The organism is Acinetobacter sp. YH12040, assembly GCF_013420005.1.
GTDB lineage: Bacteria > Pseudomonadota > Gammaproteobacteria > Pseudomonadales > Moraxellaceae > Acinetobacter > Acinetobacter amyesii.
Window position 1 is genome coordinate 422,176 of record NZ_VOZB01000001.1, and the last position, 12,381, is coordinate 434,556.

Here is a 12,381-nt window from a genome sequence, read left to right on the forward strand (position 1 = left end):
TAGCATCATAAGTTTTGCAAAGACGTCCACTTACTTATCTCAAATGTTCATTTGAAAGCTTAAAACCAAACGAGGTAGACACTTTAACGCTCTGCTCACAAGCATCACAACATGCCATGGTGCGGGTGATATAAGGGCTAAACATCCAAAACCAATGAAGATAGCCCATGAGTTGTTTATTTGACCGATGGTTTAGGCTGGCTGATTTTCCAAAAAGTCACGATGGATGTGGCTTAGGTCAATAAGTTCATACTTTGCCAAATCAAAAATACGCCAAATGGTGAGGGCATCTTCTTTACTGTCAAATTTAGCAGTTGCTTTATTGGTAAGCTGCCATTGTTTATCCGAAATCCAAATAAAGTATTGGCCCGTTGCCGCATTAAACGCCTGAACTTTTCCATCGGCATTAATCCCTTGTAGCTGCGCACCTTCAGGCAATACAGCTTCTACTTCAGGCAAACTGATTTCAACAAAGTGTTTGATCTGGCGTAAGCCGTATCCTGCAAAAATTTCTTTTTGCTGACCATTTAACTGGTCATATTTTTCTTGAATATCTGAAATCATGGTATGGCCTATATATTTTTAACGGTACAGCAATTTAGTAAATGGCGAATTTCACTTCAGCACTTACGTCAATTCAATAATGGACAATTTTTATACCCGATAATTTGAATTTTTATAATGCGACAATAGTTCAAAATGTCGGTCAATTTTACCAATATTTTTTCACATCCTTATTTAATTTTCATGAAGTAGACCACTTTAGGATACAAAATGTGAAATCTAGCCTGTGAATTTAAGCAAAATTTAGACCACTGAGTACCAAAGTCGTTTTTGCCATTGTTACGAATCTTTATGCTGTGCCCTTGGATGGGCCTGATCATAAACTTGTGCCAATCGATCAAAATCCACATGGGTATAAATTTGTGTAGTGGTTAAATTACTATGCCCCAACATTTCTTGTACAGCACGCAAGTCACCGCTATTGGACAACATATGGCTAGCGAAGCAATGTCGTAATAAATGCGGATGTAAATCGACATTTACACCTGCACGTCGAGCTTGAAATTTAACTCGATTTTCTATTTGTCTTACCCCCAGTGGATTACCTTTTTGAGTGATAAAAACTTGGGCTTCTGGGACAAAATCACCATGCCATGCAGGATATAATTGCAACCAATGCATCACAGCCTCTTTGGCTTTAGAACCAAAAGGTACAATGCGCGTTTTATTCCCTTTACCCGTAATACGTAACAGTTGGCGATTAAAATCAATATCTCGAATGGTTAAGCCCTGCACTTCAGCCAAACGTAAACCACTTGAATATAGCAGCTCCAAAATCGCTTTATCACGTATCCAAAGCTGCCGTTGAGTTTCACTTTCTGGCTCAGGCTGTTCCATGATTTGTTTAATTGTTTCAATATCGACCAATCCAGGTAAAGGACGTGATTGGCGTTTGAGCTGAAAATCATCTGCAGGATTAAAATTGAGATAATTTCCTTGTTCTGCCCATTTCATAAATTGGCGTATCGAAGATAACATGCGCTGCAAACTACTTGGACTGAGCTGAAACTGTTCCACTTTATGAGCAACAAATTCACGCAGATCTGACTTTTCAACATCATGCAGTGGCAAGTTGCGTATTGTACAAAATTGGAGAAAATCACTGACATCACGCTCATATGCTTGCAATGTATGTTTAGACTGATTTTGAATTTCACGTTCCTTCAACCACATAGTCAGTAGTTGACTCTGATCCATCGTCATCTGTCTTCTCCCATTTCAACATGTGCTTTAGCGTTGCAGTACGTTCACTAAAGCGATTTTACATATCTATTTTATGAAAAGAGTCTAGCAAAGAACCCTTTAGGCTTACCATCAACACGTTGGTAAAAAGCTTGCGTTTCATTAAGCAAATACCCTTCTACACCATCCACACTGTGTGGATTGACATGGATTAAATCCACTGGGCATTGCTCTTTTAAACTATCCTGTGTGATACGACCAATTTTACTGTGCAAATCTTGAATTTGTTGTTCAGATAACCCTACTTCTAAATCTAGTCCGATCAACAAAGTTGGTGAATCATCTCGAGCTTCATTCAGCATTTGCGCCAAATAGGCAGCTTTTACCACACGCTCTGTGCCAAAAAAAATGCTTAATTGATCAATCATAAACTGCGGATATTCCGCCGGCTGACCAATTAAAACTTCCGTATCTTCCCTAACTTCATAGTTTTCTGAGGGCTGAATATACTGCCCGTTCAGCAAATGTTGAATTTCTTCTGGTACAAAGTCCTTCGTCGCATCAGGTGATTGTGGATTCAATACAAGCCTTGCCCCAATGGTCATTTCAAATAATGCCTTGGTTGGTAGCCGGATATACGACTCCTCTTCAGATATTGCAAACCGCATTTTTTCCAAAGAAGTAAAAAACGGGATGACGCAATCATATTTTTCATCTTCCCATGATTTCAATTGAACACTGTCGCCTTCATCCAAGATCAAATCTTCGGCAATGCGTGAATCACGTTCACCTGTTATTCCCACACAATACACATTGGCTGCCAATAACTGCGCTAAAAATTCAGGGCGATAGGCCGGTTCATGTAAGGCTTTATGAAAAAGTTGCTCTAAGATTTCTTCTTTTATTTCTTCGTTTATTTGTTCCATGTTGATTCCAATCCCATTGAATTATAATTTTTATTCACTTTTTATTTTATGAAAAAAAGCCCTGAATGAATCAGGGCTTCGAGTTTAACCTTGGAAGTAGCTTAAATCTAAGCGTCCTTCGTAAACTGTTGCAGTTGGTCCAGTCATCCAGACTACACCACCTTCTTGCCACTCAATTTGCAGCTTACCACCTGCCAACTCTATTTCGACCGAATTGGCTAATAAACCACGACGCATACCTGATACTGCCGCTGCACAAGCACCTGTACCACAGGCCATAGTCTCACCGACACCACGCTCAAATACACGTAAACGTGCATGTTTCTCATCCACAATTTGCATAAAACCTGCATTTACACGCTGTGGAAAACGTTCATGCGATTCGACTTGTGGACCAATTTTAGCAACGTCTGCGGTAATGACATCAGGAACGATCGTCACTGCATGCGGATTACCCATACTCACCACATCAATGGTGAGTTGTTCATTATTCGCCAATGCAATGTCGTATAAGTTTTCAGGCTCTTCCGCAATAAATGGAATTTCATGCGGCAAAAAGCGTGGATAACCCATATTAACGCGCACCCAACCATTTGCACCTAATTCAGGCTCTACGATACCTGACTTGGTTTGTACTTTGATTTTGGTTTTGCTGGTCAACTTACGTTCATGCACAAAGCGCGCAAAACAACGTACGCCATTACCGCATTGTTCAACTTCAGAACCATCCGCATTAAAAATACGATATTTAAAATCGACGTTGGGTAAATCAGGTGGTTCTACAATCAAAAGCTGATCAAAACCAATACCAAAATGACGGTCGGCCAAACGCTGAATCGTCACTGTATCTAAATAAGCCCGTTGGCTAATTAGATCGACCACCATAAAATCATTGCCAAGGCCATGCATTTTGGTAAATTCTAATAACATCTCGAATTTCTCCTTAAGGCAATAAACGTTCACGTTCCCATAATGATTCGATGGTTTCACGCTCACGAATCAAATGAGACTGATCACCATCAACCATCACTTCAGCAGCACGTCCGCGGCTGTTGTAGTTTGAACTCATGACAAAACCATAAGCACCCGCACCCAATACTGCAAGCACGTCATTTTCTTGAATCGCCAACTGACGTTGCTTACCGAGGAAATCGCCGGTTTCGCAAATCGCACCAACCACATCCCAGTCTTTCTTTTCTATGTCTGTACGAGGTGTTACTTCCTGAATGTCCATCCAAGCTTCATATAAAGCAGGACGGATTAAGTCGTTCATAGCAGCATCAATAATGGCAAAATTACGATGATTGGTCGGTTTGAGTAAATCAACTTTAGTTAACAACACCCCTGCATTTGCAGAAATACTACGACCCGGTTCCATATATACCTTAAGGCCTAATTTTTCTAAAGCCGGACGCATTGCCTGAGCATATTCTTCAACAGTTGGTGGAACTTCGTCTTTGTAAGTCACGCCTAAACCACCACCGATATCGATGTGTTTTAGGTGAATACCCATCTCTTTCAATTGATTGATCATCACAATGACACGATCAAGTGCATCAACAAAAGGCTGAGTTTCAGTCAACTGTGAGCCGATATGGCAATCAATCCCGACAATCTCAAGATTTGGCAACGACGCCGCATACGCGTAAGTGTCAAAAACGCTGTCTGAAGGAATACCGAATTTATTTTCTTTTAAACCCGTAGAGATATAAGGATGCGTTTTAGCATCCACATCTGGATTTACGCGCAATGAAATCGGTGCTTTCTTACCCATTGCCACAGCAACTTTTTGGATTCGATCCAACTCTGCATGTGATTCAACGTTAAAACATGCAATACCCACGTCCAATGCTTTTTGGATATCGGCTTCAGTTTTACCCAAACCTGAGAATACAATTTTAGAAGCTTCACCACCGGCTTTTAACACACGTGCGAGTTCACCACCCGTCACGATATCAAAACCAGCGCCCTGCTTGGCAAGTACGTTTAACACCGCAAGATTAGAGTTTGACTTTACCGCAAAACAAATTTGATGGTCGATAAAGCTAAATGCACGATCCATATCTGAATAATGCTTTTCAAAAGTAGCTTTTGAATAAACATAAAGCGGTGTGCCATATTGCTGTGCAAGCTGTTGTAAAGAACATTGCTCTGCATGCAATACCCCATTCGTACGGGTGAAACTCATGAAAGTATCCTTTCTATAAAAGCATTAAGGTGTAGGGTAAGAATTTGAAGATTCCGATTCAGTTGGAACAGAATCCGCTTGTTTTTCCTGCTTTTGCTGTGCAGGCGTATCTGGATAAATCAGATATTTTGCGCGCTTATCTGCATTTGCATCTGAAGGTAAATGCAATGCACCAGACTGACCACAAGCTGTCAGCAGCACAGCACTTGCTAATACAATAATTTTATAATTCATAAAACGATACATAAACGTACCTAATGAAAAGATTTTTCCGAGTATAACGTGATCAACCCGCGGATAAAAGAAAAGCCCTGTAATTCCAAGTGAGCTTTTTGCCATTCTGCACTAAATTTAAGCAAAATTTGATGGTGCTGTTTTCAAACCACATTTGTGTATTTTTCGATACCGATCAGGCTATTGATTTCACTGAAATAGCTTATCAATTTGAATGCTGTTTTATACTTCTATTAGCACTAATGAATACTGTGTATTAGTGTAAATTAAATCCATATTCAAATAAAAAAGCTGCCCCCTCAGGAGCAGCTTTTTATGTTTTTACATCCGTTCAAAAATGTAAATTAATGGTGCTTTTTCTTATAAAAACCAAAATAACCAATAATCAAAATGATGAACCAAATTGGGCTCACCATGAGTGCTTTCATGGTATCTGCTTCTAATGACAAAACATAAATCATGCCGATGAAGAAGATAATCACAAGCCAGCAAGTATATAAGCCACCTGGTAATTTAAAGGTTGACTTCGCATGTAACTCAGGACGAGTTTTATAGTAAACGATATAGCTCCAGATAATCATGAGCCATACGCAGATAAATAAAATCGTAGAAAGTGTGGTTGCTAATGTAAAGGCTTCAACAGTGTTCGGTACGAAATACTGTAATGCAGCACCTAACAGCAAACAAACTGCCGAGAAATACAACGCATTTGCCGGAACTGCACGTGAGTTTAGACGGCCAAACGCTTTTGGACCTTGCTCTTCACGAGATAAACCAAACAACATACGTGAAGTCGAGAACACACCACTATTCATCGATGACATAACTGATGACAACACAACCAAGTTCATAATAATCGCCGCAGCAGCAATACCGGCTTGGCTAAACAAGTTCACGAATGGTGAAATGCTTGGGTCAATGGCATTCCATGGCGTAACGGACATCACAATCACAAGTGCCAGCACATAGAAAATAATGATACGAATCGGAATCGAGTTCACAGCTTTAGGCAAGTTGTGTTCTGGATCTTTGGTTTCTGCTGCCGTAGTACCCACGAGTTCTACGCCGACAAAGGCAAAAATGGCGATTTGGAAACCTGCCAAGAAGCCAGTTACTCCTGTTGGGAATAGACCACCATGTGACCATAAATGTGTGAATGATGCGATTTCACCTGTCGATGAGGTAAAACCGGTAAAGACCATCCAAAGACCGACACCAATAAGCACCACGATTGCAATAATCTTAATCAGTGCAAACCAGAACTCTAATTCACCAAAAAGTTTAACCGTAACAAGGTTTAACCCCATGATAAATACAATGGCGGCAACACTGATCATCACCCCTTCTTCCGGCGAGAACGGGTTACCTCCATTAAAGAATTGCAGGTAATAAATGATGGCCGATAAATCAGCAATCCCTATAGTGATCCAGCACAGCCAATAGGTCCAACCCACAAAATAGCCTGCCCACGGGCCGATTAAGTCGGTTGCAAAATCGATAAAAGATTTATATTCAAGATTTGATAGTAATAACTCGCCTAATGCACGCATGACGAGGAAAACCATAAAACCAATAATCATATAGATAATAAGGATGGACGGACCAGCTAAACTGATGGTCTTTCCTGACCCCATAAATAAACCTGTACCAATCGCACCACCAATCGCAATCAATTGCAGGTGTCGGTTGGACAAGCTTCGTTTCAAATCGCCGCTATCAGCGTGCGATCCATGAATTTCATTTGACATTATTTAATTCAACTTCGCGTTCCAATTGCGACAAATTAACGTAAAAATTTCAGAAAATACAAAATTATTTCTCATCATCTATATTTTCGGATTAAGTGACAAAGTTAATTTATTTTTCTTATATATAAAAATCTTAGCGCCAGTTCACATTTTAAAGCGACCAATAAAACAACAATTTACTTGTAATAACTTAAATTTTATGCAAAAAATATTTTACCAACGATAAAAATTTATGCCAAAAATCATGGAAGTTTCTAACAATGGCATATCAATTGCTACAGATATCAAAAATGTAGCATTCACTCACTCAGGGCCGATAAGAAGAAGATACTATGCAAGAAATTCAAAATATCATGGAAACACTCAGTGGATGGGTCTGGGGCCCGTACATGTTGGTCCTCATTGTCGGAACAGGTGTATTCCTCACCTTCCGACTACTTTTCTGGCAATTTCGCATGTTGCCTTTCGCATTCAAACAAGTCTTTGGCAAGCATCCTAAAGCCAATCAACATGATGGCGATATTTCTCATTTCGCCTCACTTATGACCGCACTTTCTGCCACCATTGGTACAGGTAATATTGCCGGTGTAGCCACCGCTTGTGTGCTCGGTGGTCCGGGCGCAGTGTTTTGGATGTGGATAACCGCGCTTTTTGGTATGGCAACCAAATATGGTGAAGGTGTACTCGCTGTAAAGTTTCGTCATAAAAATGAAAATGGCGAAATGAACGGTGGTCCGATGTATTACATCGAACGTGGACTTGGGCCTAAGTGGAAATGGTTGGCAGTGGTATTTGCCCTATTTGGTACTTTAGCATCCTTTGGTATTGGGAGCTCAGTACAGTCCAATACTGTCGCGCTTGCTGTGCAAAACAGCTTAGGGATCAGCACACTCACCACTGCAATCGTCATCACCATATTCTCTGCCCTCGTTATTTTAGGCGGCATCAAATCCATTTCTAAAGCCTCTTCATTTATTGTTCCAATTATGGCGGTAGGTTATGTATTGGGTGGCTTAATCATTATTTTCACCAACCTTGAATTGGTGATCCCTGCACTAAAAATGATCTTTAGCTATGCATTTACGGGCGAAGCTGCTGCGGGTGGTGCGATTGGTGCTGCGATTCGTTATGGTGTGGCACGTGGTGTATTCTCTAATGAAGCAGGTATGGGCTCAGCACCTATTGCCGCTGCGGCTGCAAAAACTGACCACCCAGCACGTCAAGGTCTTGTCTCTATGACAGGTACGTTCTTAGACACCATCATTGTTTGCTCAATTACAGGTATCGTACTGGTGATGGGCTTCATCATGGCAGGACAAAGCTTTGGTGATCAAACGGGTGCCGTATTAACGATCAGTGTTTTTGACAAACTACTTCCGGGCTTCGGTGGTTGGGTCGTGACTTTCGGTATTATTTTCTTCGCTTATTCAACCATTCTGGGTTGGAGCTATTATGGTGAAAAATGCTGTACTTACCTGTTAGGTGAAAAATCAGTAATGATTTATCGCTTAATTTACATCGCATCAGTATTTGTCGGCTGTGTCGTAACACTTGATCTCGTTTGGCTATTTGCCGATACCTTTAACGGTTTGATGGCTGCACCAAACTGTATTGCACTGTTATTGCTCTCAGGCATCATTGTAAAAGAATCGAAAGATTTTATTGAACGTCGTAAATCAGGTGAATTGTACTAATCCCCTGCTAAACAAAAAGCCACGTGAATTCACGTGGCTTTTTTATTCGGACTGAAAATCAATATTTACTTATTGAATCGTGCCAATTTGACCATCATCAAATTTGTCGTTTTTCGTCTTGCTTTCATTGGCCGCTTCATCTTTTGGATCTGATTCAGCATCTTCAATAAAGCCTTCACCAAATTGGTCACCAAACTCATTTTCAGCATATTCAGAATCTACAGCGCTAACTTCCATCAGATCAGCTTCGATTTCTAGGGCAATTTCCAAGGATAAAGAAAAGAACAATACCCCCTGAATTTTCATGTTCCCTTGTTCATCTTCAAGATATTCACTGAGAGTTTTATATGCAGGGCTGCTTTCATCAAAAGGTACGTCAAGGTATAAATCACCTGTATAGCTATCGATTAAAGACTCACCTTCTAGCCCCATACAAGGGAAATAGTCGATATTTTGCAGGTCAAACCAGTGCATAACATCATTACGCACCGTATTTTTTTCAGGATGTTGATGATCATATTCTTCAAAATGCACAAATAACACATCACGATTTTTTTCACGTGCGATGGCATCGATATGTCGTAATAGTTCAGTCATGTGGTGACCCATTTCAAAAAATATAATGCGCTATTATAAAGTGCTTACTATGTAAAAGTGCAGCTATTGAAAATAAAACGACATCAATTGACCTTCATCAGTCATTTCATGCGATAAAAACTTGGTTTTTCGATGTATTCACCGCTATGCTGTGACTCAATTTGAGTTTGTGCACAGTAAATATTATGGCGAAAGCAAAAAGTGTCTATCGATGTGAACAATGTGGTGCTGATCATCCCAAATGGGCCGGTCAATGTACCGAATGTGGTGAATGGAATTCATTAGTCGAAGTCAGTATTGCACCCGCTGTTACACACCGTGCACAGCCGAAAATGGGCGGTGGCTATGCAGGTCAAGCTGCTGCTGTGACTACCTTAAATCAAGTTTCCGTTTCGCATGAAACTCGAATGGCAACAGGTATTGGTGAATTTGACCGTGTGCTCGGTGGTGGACTGGTCACAGGTTCAGTTGTGCTGATTGGTGGTGACCCCGGCATTGGTAAATCCACTATTTTGCTACAAACCGCAACCTATATGGCGGCGAGTAAAAGTTCTGCCTTATATGTCACTGGTGAGGAATCTTTGTCTCAAGTGGCTCTACGTGCCCAGCGCCTAGATTTGCCGACCGATCAACTCAAAGTCATGGCAGAAACCTGTGTCGAGCGTATTTGTGAAGTTTTGGCACATGAACGCCCTGCCGTTGCCATTTTAGATTCGATCCAAACTCTATACACCGAGACACTCCAGTCTGCGCCGGGCGGTGTTTCCCAAATTCGTGAATCGGCTGCACTCCTGACCCGCTTTGCCAAAAATAGTGGCACAGCATTGTTTATTGTCGGTCACGTAACGAAAGAAGGTTCTTTGGCAGGCCCTCGCGTGCTTGAGCACATGGTCGATTGTGTTTTGTATTTTGAAGGTCAGTCTGACTCGCGCTTCCGTATGATTCGGGCGGTGAAAAACCGTTTTGGTGCGGTCAACGAGCTTGGTGTATTTGGCATGACTGATAAAGGTCTGCGCGAGGTATCAAACCCTTCCGCCATTTTCCTGAGTCGTTATGATGAAGCCATTCCGGGTTCCATTGTCATGATTAGCCGTGAAGGTACACGTCCACTTTTGGTTGAAGTTCAGGCTTTGGTAGATGATGCGCACGGACAACCTCGACGCGTGGCCTTAGGTTTAGAACAAAACCGTTTAAACATGCTTTTAGCCGTTATGCACCGTCATGGTGGCGTACAAACCGCAGGACAAGATGTCTATGTCAATGTCGTGGGTGGCTTAAAAATCACGGAAACCGGCTCTGACCTTGCAGTACTTTTAGCCTGTGCCTCTAGCTTAAGAGCTAAAGCCCTGCCACAGCATTTGGCCGTATTTGGTGAAGTTGGACTTTCAGGCGAAATCCGTCCTGTACCCAATGGACAGGAACGACTCAAAGAAGCCATTAAGCATGGTTTTAAAACCATTATTTTACCGCGTGGGAATGCACCGCAAAAACCCATTTCAGGTGTAGAAATTATTTCTGTCGCACGTTTACATGAGGCATTGAGTCAGGCAATTACGCTCACCGATGAGTCTTAGTCACGTTGATTAGTTTATTTTGAATGAATTTTCAATTTTTTACCGATGTTCTATTGAAATTCAGTACAAATGGCGGCATAACTAGATGGCTATTTTAACTTTATATAGATATAGGAAAATTTGATGGAAGTTCGACAGCGTGGTTTGATGACTGCTCTTTTAACAGCAGCCCTTTTGGTAGCGCCGATTGCAGAAGCGAAACGTGCCGGTGGTGGTAAAAGCCATGGTATGAGCCGTCAAGCTGCTCCAACTCAGTCTTATCAGCAACCTCGTCAATCTGCTCCTGTTCAACAGCCTGCAACTGCTGGCGCTCCAGCAAAATCTGGCTCGAATGTGGGCGGAATGGTTGCTGCAGGTGTGGCTGGTGCTGCAATTGGTGCTGTCGCTGCAAATGCGATGGCCGATGACAATAACGGTCAAGCAGCTTCTGAAGCGCAAGCTCAACAACAGGAAGAGAAAGGTGGTATTCCAGGCTGGATCTGGATTTTACTTGCCGCTGCTGTTGCCTTCTTCATTTTCCGTAAGATGGGCGCAAAAAAAAAACTAGCCGCTAACAATCCTTATGCGCCAAACAGCGGTGCAAACAATGCACCGTTTGGCCAACAAAATGCTGCACCTCGTGCAGGTAATGACAATACAAATATTTTTGGTAATTCTGTAGGCGGTAATTCAGCAGCTTCAAATGCTCCATTTGGTGCAGCTGCAGCAACGAACGCGCCTTTTGGTGCTGCCTATACCAACAGCGGCAATCAATTGCCGGATGGTACAGAGCCAGCAACATTCTTACGTGTTGCACGTCAGCGTTTTAATCACATTCAATCGATGAATACTGCAAGCAACATTTCTGAAATTCAGCGTTACTTAACGCCTGATCTTTACCAGTCGATGTATAACGACATTATGGCGAATAAAGATGAAGACGTTGCTGAGTTTTCTAACTTAAATGCTATGGTTGTCGATTCTGCTAACGAAAATGGTCAATACGTTGTAAGTGTGCGTTTTACAGGTACTGTAAGTGAAGACTTAAATAGCCTGCCACAGCCATTTGCTGAAGTATGGCATTTTGTTAAGCCTGCGGGTTCTGATCAAGACTGGTTAGTTGCAGGCATTCAACAAGAGCAATAATGTAGACACATAAGCATTCTTGCATTCTAAAATAGCGACTTCAGTCGCTATTTTTTGCCTTCAATTCCCCTCTTTTTAAATCCATTTCTACTCAGCATGCTGAAAAATCAATAATTTTGTGAATACATTATTCTAATTATTAATAATAATTGTTATCATTTAGATTAACTTTAATACAATTCCCAAGCGCTTAAGTATTTTATGAATAGCTCACCACCTGAGGCACTTGTGACACCCCTCACATCTGCGCTGCCTAAAACGCGTAAAGACACTCCTTCTCTATTTACCTATCGCTTGATGATTTTCTATCGCTTTGCCCTCGCTTTAGTGGGCGGATATGTTGTCGCGATGCTATCGGCCATCGTGATCGCAGATGTGTTTAGCGAAGACCGTGGAAGTGCAGCCATGAGTGCAACTTTAATTGCATTTATCCTGTGGAGCTGTTCATTTATTTGGGTCTTTATGGTGAATAAAACCCTCAAAGCAACTTTAGGCATTGTGATCCCTGCGGTGTGTTTGTATGCCATTTACATGATGATGGGAAGCTAA

General features: G+C 41.5%; 12 protein-coding genes. 4 read left to right on the plus strand and 8 right to left on the minus strand.

Translation table 11 applies throughout. From position 1 onward, the window contains the following. Positions 1-192: 192 nt before the first annotated feature. The 7 genes from FTT99_RS02000 to FTT99_RS02030 all read right to left on the minus strand — a co-directional run bounded on the left by FTT99_RS02000 (position 193) and on the right by FTT99_RS02030 (position 6,842). Positions 193-564, minus strand: coding sequence for a hypothetical protein (locus FTT99_RS02000; RefSeq protein ID WP_111883920.1), 372 nt, complete (start codon positions 562-564; stop codon positions 193-195). A 279-nt stretch (positions 565-843) separates the two neighbouring features. Next, on the minus strand, positions 844-1,767 hold the full coding sequence (locus FTT99_RS02005) for a tyrosine recombinase XerC (RefSeq protein WP_180003344.1): 924 nt from the start codon (positions 1,765-1,767) through the stop codon (positions 844-846). A 71-nt stretch (positions 1,768-1,838) separates the two neighbouring features. Further along, positions 1,839-2,672, minus strand: coding sequence for an enhanced serine sensitivity protein SseB C-terminal domain-containing protein (locus FTT99_RS02010; RefSeq protein WP_180129287.1), 834 nt, complete (start codon positions 2,670-2,672; stop codon positions 1,839-1,841). Between the two features lie 84 nt (positions 2,673-2,756). Next, entirely contained in the window at positions 2,757-3,602 is an 846-nt protein-coding gene (gene dapF, locus FTT99_RS02015) for a diaminopimelate epimerase (protein WP_111883917.1), read from the minus strand. A gap of 13 nt (positions 3,603-3,615) precedes the next feature. Beyond that, positions 3,616-4,860: a diaminopimelate decarboxylase gene (gene lysA / locus FTT99_RS02020; protein WP_180129285.1), complete on the minus strand. Its 1,245-nt coding sequence runs from the start codon at positions 4,858-4,860 to the stop codon at positions 3,616-3,618. A gap of 24 nt (positions 4,861-4,884) precedes the next feature. After that, positions 4,885-5,094, minus strand: a complete 210-nt coding sequence (locus FTT99_RS02025) for a lipoprotein (RefSeq protein WP_373684535.1) — start codon at positions 5,092-5,094, stop codon at positions 4,885-4,887. A gap of 344 nt (positions 5,095-5,438) precedes the next feature. Further along, positions 5,439-6,842, minus strand: a complete 1,404-nt coding sequence (locus tag FTT99_RS02030; protein WP_180129281.1) for an amino acid permease — start codon at positions 6,840-6,842, stop codon at positions 5,439-5,441. A gap of 332 nt (positions 6,843-7,174) precedes the next feature. Between FTT99_RS02030 and FTT99_RS02035 the strand changes: the two genes are divergently transcribed. Further along, positions 7,175-8,536 carry a sodium:alanine symporter family protein gene (locus FTT99_RS02035; RefSeq protein ID WP_078192076.1) on the plus strand — a complete coding sequence of 454 codons (1,362 nt, stop codon included), beginning with the start codon at positions 7,175-7,177 and terminating at the stop codon, positions 8,534-8,536. Between the two features lie 69 nt (positions 8,537-8,605). Here FTT99_RS02035 and FTT99_RS02040 read toward each other — a convergent pair whose 3' ends face one another. Next, positions 8,606-9,133: a hypothetical protein gene (locus tag FTT99_RS02040; protein WP_306670268.1), complete on the minus strand. Its 528-nt coding sequence runs from the start codon at positions 9,131-9,133 to the stop codon at positions 8,606-8,608. Positions 9,134-9,318: 185 nt separating this feature from the next. On the opposite strand from FTT99_RS02040, the gene radA reads away from it, so the two are divergent. From radA to FTT99_RS02055, 3 genes are all read left to right on the plus strand, one after another. Further along, the gene (gene radA, locus FTT99_RS02045; protein ID WP_180026689.1) at positions 9,319-10,707 is read left to right on the plus strand and encodes a DNA repair protein RadA; all 1,389 of its coding nucleotides are present in this window, start codon (positions 9,319-9,321) and stop codon (positions 10,705-10,707) included. Positions 10,708-10,830: 123 nt separating this feature from the next. Continuing rightward, the gene (locus tag FTT99_RS02050; protein WP_078192078.1) at positions 10,831-11,832 is read left to right on the plus strand and encodes a Tim44 domain-containing protein; all 1,002 of its coding nucleotides are present in this window, start codon (positions 10,831-10,833) and stop codon (positions 11,830-11,832) included. A 201-nt stretch (positions 11,833-12,033) separates the two neighbouring features. After that, the gene (locus tag FTT99_RS02055; protein ID WP_180161191.1) at positions 12,034-12,381 is read left to right on the plus strand and encodes a hypothetical protein; all 348 of its coding nucleotides are present in this window, start codon (positions 12,034-12,036) and stop codon (positions 12,379-12,381) included.

What these genes read in the sequence shown, in the direction of transcription:
- FTT99_RS02000 (WP_111883920.1), bottom strand. Translation starts at nt 564, where the DNA reads ATGATTTCAGATATTCAAGAAAAATATGACCAGTTAAATGGTCAGCAA.
- FTT99_RS02005 (WP_180003344.1), bottom strand. Translation starts at nt 1,767, where the DNA reads ATGACGATGGATCAGAGTCAACTACTGACTATGTGGTTGAAGGAACGT.
- FTT99_RS02010 (WP_180129287.1), bottom strand. Translation starts at nt 2,672, where the DNA reads ATGGAACAAATAAACGAAGAAATAAAAGAAGAAATCTTAGAGCAACTT.
- dapF (WP_111883917.1), bottom strand. Translation starts at nt 3,602, where the DNA reads ATGTTATTAGAATTTACCAAAATGCATGGCCTTGGCAATGATTTTATG.
- lysA (WP_180129285.1), bottom strand. Translation starts at nt 4,860, where the DNA reads ATGAGTTTCACCCGTACGAATGGGGTATTGCATGCAGAGCAATGTTCT.
- FTT99_RS02025 (WP_373684535.1), bottom strand. Translation starts at nt 5,094, where the DNA reads ATGAATTATAAAATTATTGTATTAGCAAGTGCTGTGCTGCTGACAGCT.
- FTT99_RS02030 (WP_180129281.1), bottom strand. Translation starts at nt 6,842, where the DNA reads ATGTCAAATGAAATTCATGGATCGCACGCTGATAGCGGCGATTTGAAA.
- FTT99_RS02035 (WP_078192076.1), top strand. Translation starts at nt 7,175, where the DNA reads ATGCAAGAAATTCAAAATATCATGGAAACACTCAGTGGATGGGTCTGG.
- FTT99_RS02040 (WP_306670268.1), bottom strand. Translation starts at nt 9,133, where the DNA reads ATGACTGAACTATTACGACATATCGATGCCATCGCACGTGAAAAAAAT.
- radA (WP_180026689.1), top strand. Translation starts at nt 9,319, where the DNA reads ATGGCGAAAGCAAAAAGTGTCTATCGATGTGAACAATGTGGTGCTGAT.
- FTT99_RS02050 (WP_078192078.1), top strand. Translation starts at nt 10,831, where the DNA reads ATGGAAGTTCGACAGCGTGGTTTGATGACTGCTCTTTTAACAGCAGCC.
- FTT99_RS02055 (WP_180161191.1), top strand. Translation starts at nt 12,034, where the DNA reads ATGAATAGCTCACCACCTGAGGCACTTGTGACACCCCTCACATCTGCG.